Raw genomic sequence first — 17,454 nt, forward strand, 5'->3', positions numbered from 1 at the left:
GGGAAAGACCTCCAGCTAGTGACGGGGGACAGCCGTCATCGGCAGGCTGTCCGGGTAGGCGGCGGAGGTGAACTTCACGCGCACCGGCCGGCCCGGGAGCGGGACCAGCCGCCAGCGCGCGGCCACCGTGGCCACCGTGATGACGATTTCGTTCTGGGCGAAGCGGTTTCCGATGCACTGCCGTCCGCCGGCGCCGAACGGGATGAACGCGCCCTTCGGCAGCCGTGCCACCCGGTCCGGCTCCCAGCGGCCGGGATCGAACCGGTCCGGGTCGGGGAACGACGCGGGGTCGTGGTGCAGGGCGTGCGGGCTGACGATCACCTCGGCGCCCGCCGGGATCCGCGTGCCGCCGAGGTCGACCTCTTCGAGCGTCCGGCGCATCAGCATCCACAGCGGGTAGCAGCGCAGGACCTCGTCGACCACCTGCCGGACGTAGGTCAGCCGCGGCAGGTCGTCGACGGTGACCGGGCGGCCGCCCAGCACCTCGTCGACCTCGGCGTGCACCCGGGCTTCCACGTCCGCGTGCCTGCCGAGCTCGTGGAACGTCCACGCCAGCGCGAGCGCGGTCGTCTCGATGCCGGCGGTCAGCAGGGTGAGCACTTCGTCGCGGGCCTGCTCGTCGGTCATGCCGGCCAGCAGGAGCGTCGACAGCAGGTCGCCGTGGTCGACGCTCTCGGTGCGCCAGTCGCGGATCACGTCGACGACGATTTCCCGCATCCGCTCGATCGCTTCGTCGAACCGCCGGTTGCCGGGCACCGGCAGGTTTTCGACGAACTTCGGCGACAACGCGCGAATCATTCCCTGCTGGATGATGAGGTAAATGGACCGCCGCGCTTCGTCGACCGCCTGTTTCCCGATTTCCGTGTGGAACAAGGCCTCGCCGACGATCGTCACCGCGAGTTGCTGCAGGTCTTCGTCGAGTGCGCGCACTTCGCCCGGCTGCCACGAGTCGCTCAGTTCAGTCGCCGCGCGCCGCATGGTTTCGGCGTACGCGGCCAGGCGGTCGCGGTGGAACGCGGGCTGCATCAGCCGCCGCTGCCGGAGGTGGAAGTCGCCGTTCGAAAGTACCAAGCCGTTTCCGACGAATGGCTTGAACTTGTCGAACATGACGCCCTTGCGGAACTTCGGACCCGCCGTGACCAGCACTTCGTGGGCCAGTCGCGGGCTCGTGACGAAGTAGGCGGGCATGGGGCCGAGGTGGAGTTTGACGATTTCTCCGTGTTCGTGCAGGGAATCGGTGAATGCGAAGCGTCGCCGCAGCAGTGCCGGAGTGTGCCCGAGAAAAGGCCACCGGCCCGGGGCCTCCGGGACGGTCATGCGGACTCCTCGTTGCGCCATTGTGTGGATTTCCCAAGGAGACGGCCTACGGTAGGCGCGTCCGGCCGAACGGGACAGTGCCCGATCGGGTGGTGTGCCCTCACGCGGATGGCGCAGTCACCGGTCGTTCGGGAATCGCTAAGCTCTTTCCGGTCCGACGCGGCTGAGAAGGTGTTTCTCGTGACACGATCACCGGAATGGGTTCCACCGGGTGTCGATATCTCCGTGCCCAGCATGGCGCGCACTTACGACTTCATGCTCGGCGGCGGCCACAACTTCGCCGTCGACCGCGCGGTCGGCGAGCAGATCGAGCGCGCGATGCCCGGCCTGCGCGACGCGGCGCGCGTGAACCGCGCGTTTCTCGGTCGGGCGGTGCGGTTCATGACGGCCAACGGGATCCGCCAGTTCCTCGACATCGGTTCGGGGATCCCGACCGTGGCGAACGTCCACGAAGTCGCGCAGGCGCAGGATCCGGACTGCCGCGTGGTGTACGTCGACCGCGACCCGGTGGCGGTCGCCCACAGCGAGCTCATCCTGGCGGGAAACGATCACGCGGCGATCGTGCAGGCCGACATGCGGGATCCGGAGAAGATCCTCGAATCGCCGCAGGTGCGCGGGCTGCTCGACCTCGAAAAGCCGATCGGCCTGCTGATGTTGTTGATGTTGCACTGGGTTCCGGACGAATCCGGGCCGCTCGACCTCGTCGGCCGGTACAGTTCGGCGCTCGTCCCGGGCAGTTTCCTCGCGATCACCCACGTCACCGGCGACCACCAGGGCGAAAACCTCGAGGACGCGACTGACGTGATCAAAGAAAGCCGAAGTCCCGATCAGGTGACACTGCGAACGCACGCTCAGGTGACCGCCCTTTTCTCCGGTTTCGAAATCGTCGAACCCGGGCTGGTCGGCTGCGGCGAATGGCGCCCGTCCGGGCCGGCGGACATCTCCGCGGCGGCGGAGATGAACATGCTGGTCTACGCCGGCATCGGCCGAAAGAGCTGAACGGGCGCCGCACATGCCGATGATCGAACAACGACCGGAACGCCCGGTGGGGCCGGACCCGGAACGCGCGCGGACCGTGCTCGCCCGGAAATGGGCCTACCTGCTCAGTGGCGTGACCGTCGTTTCGCTCAGCCGTGAGCTCCTCGACGAAGAACTGCGCGGAATGCTCGACACGCTGGTCGACTCCCTCCGGAGCACGTCCGCGGACACCGCGCCGGCCGAGCGGATCGGCGCGCGGCTGGTGGGACTCGGCTACGTCGGCGAGCCGGGGCTGCGGTGCACGCTCGACGTCCTCGGGAAGGGCCTGCCGTCGCTGCCGGAGCTGCGGCCGGCGGACCGCTTCGTCGAGCGGATCGTGGTGGCGCTGGGCGCGCTCTCGTGCGGGTTCCTGCTCGCGCACGAGCGGAGTGTGCTGGACCAGCAGGAGATCATGCACCTGTCGCTGCTCAAGGCCGTGCGGGACGCGCAGTGGAACCTGAAGCAGAGCGAGGCGCGCTTCGAAGAGGTCGTGACGTCGTCCGCGAGCGGCATCGCGCTGGTCGACCTCGACGGCCGGATCGTGCGCGCGAACGCGGCGCTGGCCGAGATGCTCGGGCACCCGGCGGGCGAGCTCACCGGGACGCAGCTGACCGACCACGTGCACCCGGAGACCGTCGAGGTCCTCCGCGAGGCGATGGCGGAACTGGTCGGCGGTGGCAAGGAACGGATCCGGCAGTCCCAGCGCCTGCTGCGCAGGGACGGCGACGTCGCCCGCATCTCACTCACCGCGTCGCTGCTGCGGGACGCCGAAGACCAGCCCGGCCACTTCGTCGTCGTGGTCGAGGACGGCACCGAGCTGATGCTGCTGCAGGGCGAGCTGAGCCGCCAGGCCCTGCACGACGTGCTGACCGGGCTGCCGAACCGTCAGTACTTCGGCACCCACCTCGAAGCGGCGCTGCGGCGCGCCGACCCGGAGTACGGGGTCACGCTGTTCCACGTCGACCTCGACGCGTTCGGCATGGTCTGCAACAGCCTCGGCCGCCGCGTCGGCGAGCAGCTGCTGGTGCACTTCGCCCAGCGGCTGAAGTCCGTCATGGCCCGCGAAAAGGCGATGATCGCGCGGTTCCACGCCGACGAGTTCGGCATCCTGGTCGAGAACTCCGCGACGACGCCGGACATCGACGCCACCGTCCGCGCGATCAACGACGAGCTCGCCGAACCGTTCTTCGTCGACGGCCACGGCCTCGCGCTGTCGGCCAGCGCGGGCGTGGTCCACCGGCCCGCCAAGAGCATCGACCCGGCGGAGCTGCTGCGCGCGGCCGACCAGACGCTGCGGCGCGCGAAGGTGCGGCGGCGCGGCCAGTGGAAGATGTTCGACCCCGAAGCCGACGTCGAAGACCGGCGGACGCAGGCGCTGGCCGTGGGCATGGCCGGCGCCTGGGAGAACGGCCAGATCGCCGTGCGCTACCGGCCGCTCGCGCGGCTGGCGGACGGCGAGGTCGCCGGGTACGAGGCCCGGCTGCACTGGGACCGGCCGGGCGAAGCGGCCCTGGAGCACGAACGCTGCGCGGAGCTCGCCGAGTCGACCGGGTTGGTGCTGCCGCTCGGGGACTGGCTGTTGCGCGCGGCGGCCCGGCAGGGCGAATGGTGGCGCCAGCGCGCCGGTTCCCGGTTGCCGGTGGTGGCCGGGCTGACCGGTCACCAGGTGTCGGACGAAGCGCTCGGCACGCGCGTGACGCGGTTGCTCTCGGACACCGGCCTGCCGCCGGAGCAGCTGATGCTCGGCGTCCCGGTCGGCGCGCTGAAGGTGTCCGGTGTCCTCGAGAACGTCACCGCGCTCGCCACGCTGGGGGTGACGGTCATGCTCGACGAGTTCGGGCTCGGCCCGGACGACCTGCGCGCGGTCGAAGACCTGCCGGTCGGCATCGTCCGCGTCGACCGCAGGCTCGTGGAGTGGCAGGCGTGGTCGGATTCGACGTTCCTGAGCGCGCTGGTCCCGCTGGTCCGCCAGGTCGGCGCCACCCTGGTCGTCGACGGGATCCACACCGAAGACCAGGCGAGCTGGTGGCGCACGGCCGGCGCGGAACTCGGCACGGGCAGCTACTTCGGCGTCGCGAGGGCGCCGGGCGAGCTGGCGGCCAGCTTCGCCTGAGCCGGACGGCGGGTCCGCGTCAGGCCGACCGCGATCAGCACCACCACCATGCCGCCGAGCACCCGCGGGGACAGCGGTTCGCCGAGGAAGAGCGCGCCCAGTGCCACCGAGACCACCGGGAGCAGGTAACCGACCGTCGCCGCCGCCGTCGGGCCTTCGTCGGTGAGCACCCGGTAGTTGAGGTAGAAGGTGATGCCGGTCCCGAACACGCCGAGGACCGTCACCGCCACCAGCGCCGTCACGTTCAGGTGCGGGGCCGTGGTCGAGACCGGCAGTGCCAAGGCGGTCAACGCGGTCGCCGTCGTCAGCTGGGCGGCCGAGACCGCGAGCGGTGCCCCGCCGGGCGGCAGTTTCCGTGCCATGTAAGCGAACGCGATCGCGTAGCTGAGGCCGGCGCCGAGCAACGCCAGCGCGCCCGTGCTGAGCAGCCCGGCCTGCTCCCAGGGCGCGAAGATCAGCAGCACGCCGGCGAAACCGAGGGCCAGCCCGAGCAGCCGCGCCGGGCCGAGGCGGCGGTCGGTGCCGAGCAGGACGCCGATCAGCAGTGACCACAACGGTGTCGTCGCGTTCATGACACCGGCGACCCCGGAGTCCACCGTGCGTTCCCCGATGCCGAAGAGCGCGAACGGCAGGGCGTTGCAGAAGAACGCGGCGACGACCAGCCGCCCCCACGTCCGGCGGTCACGCGGAAGCCGCTGGCCCGCCGCGACGGCCAGGACCAGCAGCGTCAGCGCGCCGAGGGCGCAGCGGATCAGCGTGAGGTGGACGGGGCTCAGCCCGGTCAAGGCCAGCTTGATCCAGAGGAACCCCGAACCCCACAGCAGGGCCAGCACGGCTATGCGCATCACGTGATCCACGGTGCCGAAGTGAACCCGTCAGGACAAGTGAAGAGTTCTGGAGCGATCTTTAAGACTTGCTACAGTTTTCGGGGGCCAGAGCCGGTCGCCGAGCAGCGCCAGGGCCGCCGGGAGCAGGACGCCGCGCACGAGGGTCGCGTCGAGGAGGATCGCGAACGCCATCCCGAGCCCGAGCATCTTGTACTCGATCGCCGCCAGGCTCAGGAAGACGCTGAACACGCCGGTCATGATCAGCGCGGCGCTCGTCACGACGCCGGAGCTGCGCGCGGTGCCCTCCACGATCGCGTCCCGCGCCGAACCGCCCGCGAGCCTGCGTTCCCTGATCCGGCTGAGGATGAAGACGTGGTAGTCGGTGCTGAGCCCGAACAGCAGCACGAAGAGGAACATCGGCAGCCAGCCGAGGACCCCGCCGTAGGGCGTGAAACCCAGTAACGGCGCGAGAAAGCCGTTCTGGAAGACGAGCGTGAGCACGCCGTAGGCAGCGCCGACCGAGAGCAGGTTCAGCAGGATCGACACCGCGGGCACCGCGACCGACCGGAACACCGCGAGCAGCAGCACGAACGCGAGCAGCAGGATGAACCCGAAGACGTACGGCGCCCGCGCGAGCACCTGCGCGGTGAAGTCGTGCGCCTCCGCGGTCCGGCCCGCCACCGCGTAACCGACGCCGTCGACCCGGCCGATCGTCCGGGGCAGCAGGGTTTCCCGCAACGTCGAGAGCGTGCGGCTCGCGGCTTCGTCGTTGCCGGTGCCGCCGAGCGGGATCCGGACGACGAGGGCCTGGTCCACCGGCACGACGACGGCCGGTTTCGGCGTGCTCGCGGTGAGTTCGCCGATGGCCCGGCGGACCGCGGGCGTGTCGACCGGGCCGCCGCGTTCGTTCCAGACGACGACGTGCGCGGGCATCGTCACGCCGGGAAACGCTTCCTGGACGCGCGCGGCCGCGTCGATCACCGGGATGCCGCGCGGCAGGCTTTCGGTCGGTGCGGGGTCCTGCAGCCGGATTCCCCAGGCGGGCAAGGCGAGCAGAACCAGTGCGGCGGCCGCGATTCCGCTCCAGAGTGCCGGCCGGCGGGTGACGACCCCGGCCACCGCCGCCCAGAACCGCGAGCGTGTGCCGTGGTTGCCGAGCCACGGGATCCGGCCGCGGTCGACGCGGTGGCCGAGCAGCGAGAGCGTCGCCGGCAGCACCGTCACCGCGGCCAGGACGGCCAGGCCGACGACCAGGACGGTGCTCACCGTCAGGCCGCGGAGGTTGTCGAGTCCGGTCAACAGCAATCCGGTCACGCATAGCACGACGGTGAGCCCCGACACGACGATCACGTGTCCGGACGTCCGCGCGGCGATCCGGATCGACTCGTCGGCACCGCGGGCGCGTTCTTCCCGGGCCCGGCGCAGGAAGAACAGCGAATAGTCGACGCCGACCGCCATGCCGATGAGCAACGTCATCGCGGAAGTGGCGCTGTTGACCGGGATCCAGTTGTCCACAAGGGACAGAAAGCCGAACGCGGCGGCCACCGTCGTGCCCGCGAGCAGCACCGGGATCGCGGCCGCGACCAGGGAGCCGAACACGACCAGCAGGATCAGCACGGTGATGGGCAGCGACCGGGTCTCCGACCGCTTGATGTCCTCTTTGATGCTCTGGTCGACCGCGCCGGACACGCTGAGGTCGCCGGCTTGGGCCAGGTGGGCGCCGGGGTGCCGCGAAGCGACGGCCTGAACGGCGGCGGTCGCCGTCGCGAGGTGGGCCCGGACTTCCGTGCCGGTGCCGAGGATCCGGAACGTCACCAGGCCGGACCGGCCGTCGGCGGAGACCCGGGCCGGGTCATCGAGCGGGGAGCGGATGTCCGCGACCGCGCCGGACGTCGTCAATGTCGTCACCAGGTCGGCCACGGCCGGGGAGTCCCGGGGTACGAGGACGTTTTCGAAGAACGGTTCCCGGGTGGCTTGGCGGTCGAGGACGGCTTGGCCGGTCCCGGCGTCACCGGCGGGGTTCGAGCGCGCGTCGGTGCCGGGCACGAAGGTGCCGACGGCCCAGGCGAAAATGACGAGTGCCAGCCAGCCGAGGATCGCGGCGGCGCGGTGGCGCAGCGACCAGTTCGTGACGCGTTCGACCAGCGGGGGTTTCGCGGGCAGCATGAACTAAGGTCCTTCCGTGAAGGAGTGATCCGATGAGAGCTCGCCCTCGGGCGAGTGGGTGCTTCTTCCTCCTGGGCCGCCGAGTTGCCGCTCGGTGGCCCAGGGCCTCAATTCAGTCGACCTCCTTGAGCACGTGCTCGATGGACCGCAGCCGGTCCTGGACGTCCTTCAGCTGCCGTTCGGTCTCCTCCTGCGTCCGGACGGCTTTTTCGGCCAGCGAGCGGTATTCGCTTTCGCGGGCGAGCGCGGCCTTGGCGCGCCAGGTCGAGGCCAGCTGCACGATCGCGATCGACAGCACGACGGTGATCAGGACGAAGACCCCGGTCACGCCGATGATCTCCTGCCACTGGTGCCAGTTCATGTCCGTCCCTCCTCGCCGTCCCCCTGGACGGATTCCGGTGTGGTCAGCGTCGGCACGGCGGCCGCGATCGTCTCCGGCGTCAGCACGACGGAGAACGGGGTGAGCTCGTAGAACCGCAGCGTCTTGCCGTCGTCGCCGACCTCGAAGCTGGCCCGCACCAGGCCGGCGGCTTCGAGCTTGCGCAGGTGCACCTGCAGCAGCGCGCGGCTGATCCGCAGCTCGCGCGCGAGCTTGCTGACGTAGGTGCGCTCGGCGCGCAGGGCGGCGACGATCCGCAGCCGGTGCGGGTTGCCGAGGGCGCCCAGCTGCCGCAGCAGGTCGTCGCCCGTGGTCCACATGCCAACAAAAGTTAGCAGGTGCCGCCGGTCAGGGGTATCAGGGTGATCCCCGGTTTCACATCGGGTGGTCCATCCAGACGTTCGGCTCGACGTACGTCGCGGTGTCGTAGGTGGTCGACGCGTACACCGGGGCGATGCCGCCCGGGATGAAGTTCTCGCCGTCCTCGAGCTTCACGCCGGTCCACGCGCGCCAGTCGGCGAGGGAACCCGCCAGTGTCACCGCGAACGGGCACACCTTCACGACTCGCGCGCCGAGACGCTCGTGGGTGCGCAGCCAGCGGTCGGCGAGCAGGCCGTCTTCGCGGCGGCGGGCCGCGTACTCCGGCATGGGGACCGCCGGTTCGGCCTCCTTGCCGATCGGGCGGACCGACACGATCAGCTTGCGCAGTCCCGTTTCCGCGGCGCGTGCCTTCAGCGCCTTGAGCATCGGCGCGGCCAGCCCGCGGCCGCGCACGTGTGGCGCGATGACGACTTCCAGGGCGCACAACGCAGTGGGCGCACGGCCGTCCATCACGTCCTGGGCGGCCCACTCGATCGCCTGGTCCCAGCCGTGGTCGGGGAGCTCAGCGCGGTCTTCCGCCGGGAACGCGAGCGGGACCGACAACGCGCGCGCCATCGGGACGCCGTCGTCGTCGAGGGCGATCAGGAAGTAGCGGGCCCAGTGCCGCAGGAACCGCTCGCCGGTGATCATCCGGCCACTGGCGCCCTGGTAGATGAACTGGCCGCCGACGTCGCCGAGGCCCAGTGCGGCGTCGAGCAGATCCGGACGGGAGGCAAGATCGACAACGCGCATGCGCCCAGTGAAGCGAAAAGATCACCGGGCGGACACCGGCAACCGGGCGACGCTCAGCGCAGGGCCTTGAGCCGGCGGGTGAGCGCCGAGGGGTCGAGGTTGGCGCGGGTGCCGGCGTCGTGGCCGTCGAGGTAGCCGCTGCCGGACAGCCGCCGGGGCGCGGCCGAGCGCAGGTCGCCGTACTCGGCGTCGAAGGCATGCTGCACCATCTGCGCGCGGTCGCGGACGACCAGCTCGGCCGACTTCTCTCCGGGCGCCGCCGTGCGGACCGCTTCCTGCTCGGCCTCGGACAGCCGCTCGTGCACCGCGCGGGCGAAGCCGTGCAGCCAGGTGCGCCGGTAGGCGGCGAGCGACTCGCCGGGGAAGAAACCGTCCGGCCGCACGCGTGTCAGCTGCGTGCTCGCCTGCAGCAGCAGGCTGGTGAACAGCAGCTCGACCCGGCCGAGGTCGGAGCGGTAGCCGAAGACCGTGACGCTGTCGACCTTCTGGCCGTACCGGTGCAGCAGCGTCCGGCAGCGCAGCGGGTAGGCGACCGAGGTCAGCAGGCTCGCCTTGTCGCGGCTGTAGGGGTCGTTCATCGGGATCTTGAGCGTGCCGATGTCGTCGGAGCTCGCCCCGGACGCGGCGAGCATGGCCTGGTCGATCCCGTACCGCGCGACCAGCTCGGCGGCCTTCTTGTTGTAGGCCTCGGCCTCCGCCTCGGTGACCGCCGGGTCCTCGGCCTTCGCCAGCAGCTTCCGGATGCGCTCGAGCTGCGGGTCTGACTCGGTCATGGAGGGCAGGGTATTCGATCAGGTGTTCGGACGCGCGCACCGGGGGTCGGCGTGTCCTGGAACACTGGAGGTGACGACCGGAGGGGGAGCTTTGGACTTGGAGATCGTGCGGTTCGACGCCGCGGCGGCCGACATCGCCCGCTGCCACGACCTGCTGGTGGCGTGCCACCACGCCGACCGGCCCGGCGAACCGCCACTGCCGCTGGCGGAACTGGCCGGGCGGTGGACGCGGTCGCTGCCCGGCATGGGGCCGGCCGAGCGCCTGCTGGGCTTCCGCGGGGGCGACCTCGTCGCGCTCGCCCAGGTGTACTTCCTCGAAGCCGAGAACAGCGCGATCGGGTTGACGCACGTCGTCGTCCACCCGGCCGCCCGGCGCGCGGGGATCGGCGGCGCGATGCTGCGCGCGGTCCTGCCCCTCCTGCGGGAGCGGGACCGGCGGGTCATCGAAGGCTGGGAAGTCGTCGCCGGCACCGCGGGCGAGCCGTGGGCCGCGGCGATGGGGTTCCGGCCGGTGCGCACGATCGTGCGGCAGGAGCTGGTGACCGCCGAAGCCGACCGGTCGCGCTGGGACGTCCCGGTTCCGGCGGGCTACCGGCTGCTGCGGTGGACCGGTGCCGCGCCGGACGCGGTGCTCGATTCCTACGCCGCCGCGCGTGACGCGATCCACGACGCCCCGCTCGGGGAGTCGGACCTCCGCTGGCCGCAGTGGTCGCCCGCGCGGGTGCGGGCCGCCGAAGCCGAGGCGCGGGCGCAGGGCCTCGAGCAGCGGATCGTGGCCGCGGTCCACGAGCGCACCGGGGACGTCGCCGCCTTCACCGAGGTCTGCGTGCACCCTCGCCGGCCGGACTGGGGCTACCAGCGGGACACCGCCGTGGTGGCCGCGCACCGGGGGCGGGGCCTCGGCCGCTGCGTGAAGGCGCACATGGCGCGGTGGCTGCTCGCCGAGCGGCCCGCCGTCGCCCGGATCAGCACCACCACCGGTGCCGAAAACGAGCACATGATCCGCGTCAACCAGGAGGTCGGCTACCGGACATTGCCGTCGATGATCGCCGTGCAGCGGGAGCTCAGCCCAGGTACGCGTCCAGCGTGACGGCCAGCGCCGACTCCGGCGACGGCGCGAAGCTCGCCCCCGCCAGGCCGCCCCACAACCACAGCTGTGCCAGCCCGTGCAGTGCCGCCCACAGCGAGGCCGCGACCAGCCGCAGGTCGGCGCCCGAGCGGGCGAGCGGGGTCGGGACCGCCGCCACCAGCACCGCGAACGTGTCGAACACCGCGCTCGCCGCCGCCGAGAGCGCCGGGTCGTCCGCGTCCACCAGGTCGCGGCGGAACATCAGCTCGAACATCGCCGGGTTCGCCAGCGCGAAGTCGAGGTAGCTGTGGCACGCGGCCGTCAGCCGTTCCCGGGGCGTGTTCCCCGGCAGCGTGTCACGGCGGGAGAGCAGCTCGGCGTACCCGCGCGTCGCCACGGCGGAGAGCAGTTCCGCGCGGCCGGAAAAGTGCCGCAGCGGCGCGCCGTGCGAAACGCCCGCGGCCTTCGCGATCCCGCGCAGCGTCACCGCGTCGACGCCGCTGCCGGCCAGCAGCTCGGACGCGGTGTCGATCAGGCGTTGCCGGGTGCCCATGCCTCGTCCCGGGTCATGGGGAGCAGCTCCGGGCGCTTCGGGAAGAAGCCGTCGCCGGGCTGGCGGCCGATCAGCCGGTTGCGCGTGCGCGTCACCGCGACCGGCAGGACCTCGCGCAGCAGCCAGTGCGCGTCGGCGCGCCAGCTGCCGGGGGCCGCGACGCCGGGCAGGGGTTCGAGCCACGCGGGGTCGTGGCTGACGCCGAGCAGGCCGAGGACGTACGCGGCGAGCCGGCGATGGCCGTGCGCGGACAGGTGCAGCCGGTCGGCGCCGAAGTACCGCGAGTCGGTGACCGCCTGGTCGGGCCACAGGTCGATGAGCAGGGCGCCGTAGCTGACGGCGGCCTCGCGGATGGCCTCGTTGAGCGCGACGATCCGCGGCCGCATCCGGCGGCCGAGCGGCATCCGGTGGGAGACGTCGCTGAGGGTGAAGGTGACCACGACGGGCGAAATCTCGGTGCACGCGCGGACGGCGGCGTCGACCCGCCGGGCGACGGTCCGCGCGTCCCATCCTCGGCTCATGACGTCGTTGCCGCCGCCGAAGAGGGCGACGAGGTCGGGCTCCAGCCGCGTCGCGGCCGGGACCTGCTCGGGGACGATCTGGTCGAGCCGCCGCCCGCGGACGGCCAGGTTGGCGTAGCGGAAGTCCGGCTCGTCCTGCGCGAGGCGGGCGGCGACGAAGTCGGCCCAGCCCCGGTAGGCGCGCCGGCCGGGGTACGGGTCGTCGAGCCCTTCGGCGCAGCTGTCGCCGAGGACGACGAAACGGTGGTAGCTCATCCCGATCTCCGTAACCCCTGGTTCACCTTGTAGACACTGTCTATCAAACTTCTGTAGACGCTGTCTACATCGGTCGTCACAATCCGGGGTCCCGCTTCGTCAGGCCGGTATGACACTCGAATCGGAAATCCGGCAGCACATCGGCAAGATCGTCGAAGGGCTGCGAGCCAAGGACCTCGAGGCACTGCGGCGGCTCTACGTCTCCGACGTCGTGTCCTACGACGTCGAGCCGCCGCTGCAGCACGTCGGGGTCGACGCGAAGCTCAAGAACTGGGCGAAGGTCTTCGCCCTCTTCGACGAGGTGGACTACGAGCTGCGCGACCTGACCGTCCTCCTGGACACCGACCTGGCCGTCGGTCACGGCTTCGGCCGGGTCAGCGGTACCTTGCGCGACGGGACGGTGGCGCAGGGCATGTGGGTCCGGGCCACCTTCGTGCTCCGCAAGACCGGCGACGGCTGGTCGATCGTCCACGACCAGGCGTCCGTGCCGTTCGACTTCGCGACCGGCAAGGGCGTGACCGACCTCGAGCCGTGACGCTCAGGCGAGGCGCGCGCGGTGGGCCGAGACGGCGGCCCGCCGCGGGTCGGCCGCCGGGAGCGTCCGCAGCAGGGCGTCCAGCACCGCGAAGTCGTCGACGCCGCAGGCGGTTTCCCAGAACGACCACAGCACACCCGGGTCGCCGCTGTTCAGCGCCACTTGGCGCACCTGGGCCGTGAGCGTCTCGCGCTCCTCGCGGATCGCGGGCGCCTCCGACTCCGGCAGCAGCGGTCCGCGGAAGAGGCGTAGCACGTCGGACGCCGATCCGGCACGCAGGCGCGCCTTGGCCGTCGCGAAGTCCGCGTCGACGTCGGCCGCCAGGCGGTACGGGCGCGTCTGCACGACCGAGGCGCCCAGCTGCGAGCGCAGGCGGTGGATCTCCGCGCGGACCGTCACCGGGTTGCCGGTCTCGCCGTAGAGCTGCAGGGCCAGCCGTTCGGCCGAAAGCCCCTTGGGGTGCAGCGCCAGCAGCGTCAGGATCTCCGCGTGCCGCAACGTCAACGGGACTTCGCGACCATCCACAGTGGTCGTGTGCGGGCCGTCGGTCAGGTACTCCAGCCGCAGCCGCGACCGCCGGCCGCCGCCACCGCCGGAAGCGAGCCGGAGCAGGTAGCCCTCGTCCAGGGGCTCGACCGTGGCGAGCCGGCCGTCGGGCAGGGCGACCGTGCCGCCGCCGCGCCGGACGTCCACTGTGGATGGCAGGAGGCACGCCTGGGCGGCCAGCACGCGGCCGCCGGCCGACAGCAGCGCGCCGGGGCGGCCGCGCAGGGATTCCAGGTGCGGCATGTTGACGCGCCGCAGGCGTTCGTCGCGGATCGCGAGCTGGGCGCGCAGCTGGCCTTCGGCGAGCTGGGCCGTCGCCGTGACCAGCGAGATCATCGCCGGGTGCACCGTGCGCAACGGCCCGCTGACGTCGATCGAACCGAGCAGGACACCGGTCTCGGGGTCGCGCACGGGCGCCGCCGCGCACGTCCACGTGTGGTAGCGCCGGACCAGGTGCTCGGCCGAGTGGATCTGCACCGGCTCGCCGGTGGCCAGCGCCGTGCCCATGGCGTTGGTGCCGATCGCCGCTTCGCTCCACCGGGTGCCCTCGGTGAGCCCGACGCGGTCGCCGCGCAGCAGCTGGCCCGCCGCGCCCTCGCGCCACAGGATCAGGCCTTCGGCGTCGGTCACGATCATCACGTGCTCGGCGTCGTCGGCGATGCTCACCAGCATCTGCCGCAGCACCGGCAGCACCGGGGCCAGTGGATGGGCTTCGCGCAGTGACGAAAGGGCGTCCGAGGAGTACACGAACGGGGCTTCGCCGTCGTCCGGGTCGACCCGGGCGGCGAGTGAGCGGTTCCACGAGGCGGAGACCACTGAGCGTGGCGAGCGCGGGCCCGGGACCCCGGCCAGCACCGCGTCCCGGACGTGCTTCAGCAGCCGCGCGTAGGACTCGGGGTCCCGCAGCATCTCCGGTTCGGGCGCCTCTGCCACGTTCACCAGCGTAGATAGCCCGCACGCCGCGGTGCAACGCGCTTGCAACGTTGCCGGACCTACGTTCGCGGCACTCCGTCACTCCGAGCAACGAGGCAGGGAAGATGGTCCAGTACGCCGCACCGAACACCGAAGGCAGCGTCGTCAGCTACGAGGCGCGCTACGACCACTACATCGGCGGCGAGTACGTGCCGCCCGCGAGCGGCCAGTACTTCGAGAACCCCACCCCCGTCACCGGCAAGACCTTCTGCGAGATCGCCCGGGGCAACGCCGACGACGTCGAAAAGGCCCTCGACGCCGCCCACGGCGCGGCGCCGGCCTGGGGCCGGACCTCGATCGAAGAACGCGCGAACACCCTGCTGAAGATCGCCGACCGGATGGAGCGGAACCTCGAGGCGATCGCGGTCGCCGAGTCGTGGGAGAACGGCAAGCCGGTCCGCGAGACCCTGGCCGCCGACATCCCGCTGGCCATCGACCACTTCCGCTACTTCGCCGGTGCCCTGCGCGCCCAGGAGGGCGGCATCTCGCAGATCGACGAGAACACCGTCGCCTACCACTTCCACGAGCCGCTCGGCGTGGTCGCGCAGATCATCCCGTGGAACTTCCCGATCCTGATGGCGGTCTGGAAGCTCGCCCCGGCGCTGGCCGCGGGCAACGCGATCGTGCTCAAGCCGGCCGAGCAGACACCGGCGTCGATCCACCTGCTGTTCTCGATCATCGGCGACCTGATCCCGCCGGGCGTGGTCAACATCGTCAACGGCTTCGGCGTCGAAGCGGGCAAGCCGCTGGCCTCCAGCAACCGCGTCCGCAAGGTGGCCTTCACCGGCGAGACCACCACCGGGCGGCTGATCCTGCAGTACGCCAGCGAGAACATCATCCCGGTGACCGTCGAGCTCGGCGGCAAGAGCCCGAACATCTTCTTCGACGACGTCGCCGCGGCCAACGACGCCTTCTACGACAAGGCGCAGGAGGGCTTCGCGCTCTTCGCGCTGAACCAGGGCGAGGTCTGCACCTGCCCGTCGCGGGCGCTGATCCAGTCCGGTATCTACGACAAGTTCCTCGGCGACGGCGTCGAGCGCGTCCGCAAGATCAAGCAGGGTCACCCGCTCGACACCGAGACGATGATCGGCGCGCAGGCGTCCAACGACCAGCTCGAGAAGATCCTGTCCTACATCGACATCGGCAAGCAGGAGGGCGCCGAGATCCTCACCGGCGGCGCGCGCAGCGACCTCGGCGGCGAGCTGTCCGGCGGCTACTACGTCGAGCCGACGGTGTTCGCGGGCGACAACAAGATGCGGATCTTCCAGGAGGAGATCTTCGGCCCGGTCGTCTCGGTGGCGAAGTTCGACGACTACGCCGACGCGCTGAAGATCGCCAACGACACGCTGTACGGCCTCGGCGCCGGCGTCTGGTCGCGCGACGGCAACACCGCCTACCGCGCCGGCCGCGACATCCAGGCGGGCCGCGTCTGGGTGAACAACTACCACGCCTACCCGGCGCACGCGGCGTTCGGCGGCTACAAGGCGTCCGGCATCGGCCGTGAGAACCACAAGATGATGCTCGACCACTACCAGCAGACGAAGAACATGCTCGTCTCCTACTCCGACCAGGCGCTCGGGTTCTTCTGATGACGCACCGAGTCGACCTGACACCGGCCGCCGCGGTGCTGCTGCGGCGGCTGGTGTCGCTCCACGGCCCGGTGATGTTCCACCAGTCCGGCGGGTGCTGCGACGGCAGCGCCCCGATGTGCTACCCGGCCGGGGAGTTCCGCACCGGCGCGTCCGACGTGAACCTCGGTTCGCTCGAAGTCGAGGGCATCGAGGACGTGCCGGTGTGGATGTCGGGGCCGCAGTTCGAGTACTGGAAGCACACGCACCTGACGATCGACGTCGTGCCCGGCCGCGGGAGCGGGTTTTCCCTGGAGGCGCCCGAAGGCGTGCGCTTCCTGATCCGCTCCCGGCTGCTCACCGACGAAGAGTCGGCGGCGCTGAACCGATAGCGCCGAACAACGCCGTGGCGAGCACCAGGCCTTCCCGGGCGACCGGGGCGAGCAGGTGCTCGTCCGGCGCGTGCTGCAGGCAGCCGGGGTAGGAGTGCGGCAGCCACAGCGTCGCCAGCCCGAGGACGTCGGTGAAGACGTGGTTGGGCAGCCCGCCGCCGAAGCTGGGCAGCAACGCGACGGGCTTGCCCGCGACCGCGTCCAAAATGGACTTGGCCCAGCTCGCCCACGGGTCGTCGACCGGCGTGCGGCTGGCGAGGAAGGTGGCGTCGGCTTTGACGTGGATCATCGGGAAACCCTGCGCGGCAAGGTGTTTCCGGATGGCGGGCGCGACGCCGTCGACGTCGGTGCCCGCGACGTACCGCAGCTGCAGGACCGCTCGCGCCCGGCCGGGGATCGCGTTGACCGGGCGGCCGGGGTCACCCGCGCCGAGCGCGAGCACCTCCAGGGTGTTCCAGCCGTAGAGCCGCTCGGCGGGGCTGAGCCGCGGGTCGCCCCAGCCCTCGTCCGCCGCGTCGACGGCCACGTCGGCCAGCGCGGCGCGCACGGTGTCCGGCAGCTCCGGCGGCAGCAGCTCCGGGACCTGGATGCGGCCGTGGCCGTCGACCAGGCTCGCGATCGCGGCGGCGAGCGTCGTCGCGGGGTTGCGCAGGATTCCGCCCCAGTTGCCGGAGTGGGCGGCGTCCGGGCGCAGGTCGGCGTCGAGGGCGATCCGGACGCCGCCGCGGGCGCCGAGGAACAACGTCGGGGTCGCCGCGTCGAGGCGTGGGCCGTCGGAGGCGATCAGGACGTCGGCTCGGAGGAGGTCCTTCTCCTGGGCCGCGAACTCGGTGAGGCCGGGGGAGCCGATCTCTTCGCCGGTCTCGAAGAGGAACTTGAGGTTGAAGCCCAGTCTTCCGCGTGCTTCGAGGAGCAGCCGCAACGCCGTGAGGTTGATCAGGTGCTGGCCCTTGTTGTCGGCGGTGCCGCGGCCGTACCAGCGGTCGCCGTCCGCGGTGAGCGTCCACGGGTCCAGGCCGTCACGCCACTGGCCCGCTTCGCCGACGACGTCCGCGTGGCCGTAGCAGAGCAGCGTCGGCAGGTCTTCTCCCTCGGTGCGGACGCCGACGAGGAACGGGCCGCCCGCCGGGTCCGGGTTGGGGTGCTGGGACACCTCGCAGCCGAGGCCGGCCAGCGCCGGGGTCAGGACTTCGTCGAGGTACGCCTGGATCGCGTCCCGGCCCTCGGGAGCGTCGCTCACCGTGGGATAGGAGACGAGCCGGGCGAGTTCGGCGAAGAAGGCGCCGGAGTCGACGTGGGCGCGGGCCTGGTCGAGCAGTTCCATGACCGCCAGCCTAA

17 protein-coding genes are annotated in these 17,454 nt (G+C 71.4%); 6 read left to right on the top strand and 11 right to left on the bottom strand.

Annotated features, from left to right (window positions below):
• Window positions 1-15: 15 nt before the first annotated feature.
• Window positions 16-1,317: a cytochrome P450 gene (locus tag ACWEVP_RS35315; RefSeq protein WP_452066912.1), complete on the bottom strand. Its 1,302-nt coding sequence runs from the start codon at window positions 1,315-1,317 to the stop codon at window positions 16-18.
• A 180-nt stretch (window positions 1,318-1,497) separates the two neighbouring features.
• On the opposite strand from ACWEVP_RS35315, the gene ACWEVP_RS35320 reads away from it, so the two are divergent.
• Both ACWEVP_RS35320 and ACWEVP_RS35325 read left to right on the top strand, forming a co-directional pair.
• The gene (locus ACWEVP_RS35320) at window positions 1,498-2,316 is read left to right on the top strand and encodes an SAM-dependent methyltransferase (protein WP_452066996.1); all 819 of its coding nucleotides are present in this window, start codon (window positions 1,498-1,500) and stop codon (window positions 2,314-2,316) included.
• Window positions 2,317-2,329: 13 nt separating this feature from the next.
• The gene (locus tag ACWEVP_RS35325) at window positions 2,330-4,447 is read left to right on the top strand and encodes a putative bifunctional diguanylate cyclase/phosphodiesterase (RefSeq protein ID WP_452066913.1); all 2,118 of its coding nucleotides are present in this window, start codon (window positions 2,330-2,332) and stop codon (window positions 4,445-4,447) included.
• On the opposite strand, the gene ACWEVP_RS35330 is transcribed toward ACWEVP_RS35325, so the two are convergent.
• From ACWEVP_RS35330 to ACWEVP_RS35355, 6 genes are all read right to left on the bottom strand, one after another.
• Entirely contained in the window at window positions 4,396-5,292 is an 897-nt protein-coding gene (locus ACWEVP_RS35330; RefSeq protein WP_452066997.1) for a DMT family transporter, read from the bottom strand. The two genes, ACWEVP_RS35325 and ACWEVP_RS35330, sit on opposite strands and share 52 nt — an antisense overlap.
• Before the next feature lie 30 nt (window positions 5,293-5,322).
• Window positions 5,323-7,440, bottom strand: coding sequence for an MMPL family transporter (locus tag ACWEVP_RS35335; protein ID WP_452066914.1), 2,118 nt, complete (start codon window positions 7,438-7,440; stop codon window positions 5,323-5,325).
• A gap of 112 nt (window positions 7,441-7,552) precedes the next feature.
• Window positions 7,553-7,801: a hypothetical protein gene (locus ACWEVP_RS35340; protein ID WP_364451598.1), complete on the bottom strand. Its 249-nt coding sequence runs from the start codon at window positions 7,799-7,801 to the stop codon at window positions 7,553-7,555.
• Complete coding sequence (locus ACWEVP_RS35345; protein WP_452066915.1) at window positions 7,798-8,139, bottom strand: ArsR/SmtB family transcription factor; 342 nt, start codon at window positions 8,137-8,139, stop codon at window positions 7,798-7,800. The genes ACWEVP_RS35340 and ACWEVP_RS35345 overlap by 4 nt, the downstream gene beginning before the upstream one ends.
• Window positions 8,140-8,194: 55 nt before the next feature.
• Entirely contained in the window at window positions 8,195-8,932 is a 738-nt protein-coding gene (locus ACWEVP_RS35350; protein ID WP_452066916.1) for a Long-chain-fatty-acid--CoA ligase, read from the bottom strand.
• Between the two features lie 53 nt (window positions 8,933-8,985).
• Window positions 8,986-9,705 (bottom strand): DUF2786 domain-containing protein, encoded by a 720-nt coding sequence (locus ACWEVP_RS35355; protein ID WP_452066917.1) that lies wholly within the window; start codon window positions 9,703-9,705, stop codon window positions 8,986-8,988.
• A 91-nt stretch (window positions 9,706-9,796) separates the two neighbouring features.
• Between ACWEVP_RS35355 and ACWEVP_RS35360 the strand changes: the two genes are divergently transcribed.
• The gene (locus ACWEVP_RS35360) at window positions 9,797-10,795 is read left to right on the top strand and encodes a GNAT family N-acetyltransferase (protein WP_452066918.1); all 999 of its coding nucleotides are present in this window, start codon (window positions 9,797-9,799) and stop codon (window positions 10,793-10,795) included.
• Here ACWEVP_RS35360 and ACWEVP_RS35365 read toward each other — a convergent pair.
• Window positions 10,770-11,327 (bottom strand): TetR/AcrR family transcriptional regulator, encoded by a 558-nt coding sequence (locus ACWEVP_RS35365; RefSeq protein WP_452066919.1) that lies wholly within the window; start codon window positions 11,325-11,327, stop codon window positions 10,770-10,772. The two genes, ACWEVP_RS35360 and ACWEVP_RS35365, sit on opposite strands and share 26 nt — an antisense overlap.
• Window positions 11,306-12,103, bottom strand: coding sequence for an SGNH/GDSL hydrolase family protein (locus tag ACWEVP_RS35370; protein WP_452066920.1), 798 nt, complete (start codon window positions 12,101-12,103; stop codon window positions 11,306-11,308). Before ACWEVP_RS35370 ends, ACWEVP_RS35365 begins: the two co-directional genes overlap by 22 nt.
• 109 nt (window positions 12,104-12,212) lie before the next feature.
• Here ACWEVP_RS35370 and ACWEVP_RS35375 point away from each other — a divergent pair, with 109 nt between their 5' ends.
• Complete coding sequence (locus tag ACWEVP_RS35375; RefSeq protein ID WP_452066921.1) at window positions 12,213-12,638, top strand: YybH family protein; 426 nt, start codon at window positions 12,213-12,215, stop codon at window positions 12,636-12,638.
• Between the two features lie 3 nt (window positions 12,639-12,641).
• Here ACWEVP_RS35375 and ACWEVP_RS35380 read toward each other — a convergent pair whose 3' ends face one another.
• Window positions 12,642-14,093, bottom strand: a complete 1,452-nt coding sequence (locus tag ACWEVP_RS35380; RefSeq protein WP_452066998.1) for a GAF domain-containing protein — start codon at window positions 14,091-14,093, stop codon at window positions 12,642-12,644.
• Between the two features lie 128 nt (window positions 14,094-14,221).
• On the opposite strand from ACWEVP_RS35380, the gene adh reads away from it, so the two are divergent.
• Window positions 14,222-15,745, top strand: a complete 1,524-nt coding sequence (gene adh / locus ACWEVP_RS35385) for an aldehyde dehydrogenase (RefSeq protein ID WP_452066922.1) — start codon at window positions 14,222-14,224, stop codon at window positions 15,743-15,745.
• Window positions 15,745-16,116 (top strand): DUF779 domain-containing protein, encoded by a 372-nt coding sequence (locus tag ACWEVP_RS35390; protein ID WP_452066923.1) that lies wholly within the window; start codon window positions 15,745-15,747, stop codon window positions 16,114-16,116. The genes adh and ACWEVP_RS35390 overlap by 1 nt, the downstream gene beginning before the upstream one ends.
• Here the strand turns inward: ACWEVP_RS35390 and ACWEVP_RS35395 are convergent.
• Window positions 16,082-17,440: a M20 family metallopeptidase gene (locus tag ACWEVP_RS35395; RefSeq protein WP_452066924.1), complete on the bottom strand. Its 1,359-nt coding sequence runs from the start codon at window positions 17,438-17,440 to the stop codon at window positions 16,082-16,084. The two genes, ACWEVP_RS35390 and ACWEVP_RS35395, sit on opposite strands and share 35 nt — an antisense overlap.
• Window positions 17,441-17,454: the final 14 nt, after the last annotated feature.

The sequence above is a fragment of the Amycolatopsis sp. NPDC003865 genome, from assembly GCF_053605345.1.

What these genes read in the sequence shown, in the direction of transcription:
- ACWEVP_RS35395 (WP_452066924.1), bottom strand. Translation starts at nt 17,440, where the DNA reads ATGGAACTGCTCGACCAGGCCCGCGCCCACGTCGACTCCGGCGCCTTC.
- ACWEVP_RS35355 (WP_452066917.1), bottom strand. Translation starts at nt 9,705, where the DNA reads ATGACCGAGTCAGACCCGCAGCTCGAGCGCATCCGGAAGCTGCTGGCG.
- ACWEVP_RS35380 (WP_452066998.1), bottom strand. Translation starts at nt 14,093, where the DNA reads ATGCTGCGGGACCCCGAGTCCTACGCGCGGCTGCTGAAGCACGTCCGG.
- ACWEVP_RS35325 (WP_452066913.1), top strand. Translation starts at nt 2,330, where the DNA reads ATGCCGATGATCGAACAACGACCGGAACGCCCGGTGGGGCCGGACCCG.
- ACWEVP_RS35345 (WP_452066915.1), bottom strand. Translation starts at nt 8,139, where the DNA reads ATGTGGACCACGGGCGACGACCTGCTGCGGCAGCTGGGCGCCCTCGGC.
- ACWEVP_RS35390 (WP_452066923.1), top strand. Translation starts at nt 15,745, where the DNA reads ATGACGCACCGAGTCGACCTGACACCGGCCGCCGCGGTGCTGCTGCGG.
- adh (WP_452066922.1), top strand. Translation starts at nt 14,222, where the DNA reads ATGGTCCAGTACGCCGCACCGAACACCGAAGGCAGCGTCGTCAGCTAC.
- ACWEVP_RS35315 (WP_452066912.1), bottom strand. Translation starts at nt 1,317, where the DNA reads ATGACCGTCCCGGAGGCCCCGGGCCGGTGGCCTTTTCTCGGGCACACT.
- ACWEVP_RS35365 (WP_452066919.1), bottom strand. Translation starts at nt 11,327, where the DNA reads ATGGGCACCCGGCAACGCCTGATCGACACCGCGTCCGAGCTGCTGGCC.
- ACWEVP_RS35330 (WP_452066997.1), bottom strand. Translation starts at nt 5,292, where the DNA reads ATGCGCATAGCCGTGCTGGCCCTGCTGTGGGGTTCGGGGTTCCTCTGG.
- ACWEVP_RS35335 (WP_452066914.1), bottom strand. Translation starts at nt 7,440, where the DNA reads ATGCTGCCCGCGAAACCCCCGCTGGTCGAACGCGTCACGAACTGGTCG.
- ACWEVP_RS35370 (WP_452066920.1), bottom strand. Translation starts at nt 12,103, where the DNA reads ATGAGCTACCACCGTTTCGTCGTCCTCGGCGACAGCTGCGCCGAAGGG.
- ACWEVP_RS35375 (WP_452066921.1), top strand. Translation starts at nt 12,213, where the DNA reads ATGACACTCGAATCGGAAATCCGGCAGCACATCGGCAAGATCGTCGAA.
- ACWEVP_RS35340 (WP_364451598.1), bottom strand. Translation starts at nt 7,801, where the DNA reads ATGAACTGGCACCAGTGGCAGGAGATCATCGGCGTGACCGGGGTCTTC.
- ACWEVP_RS35350 (WP_452066916.1), bottom strand. Translation starts at nt 8,932, where the DNA reads ATGCGCGTTGTCGATCTTGCCTCCCGTCCGGATCTGCTCGACGCCGCA.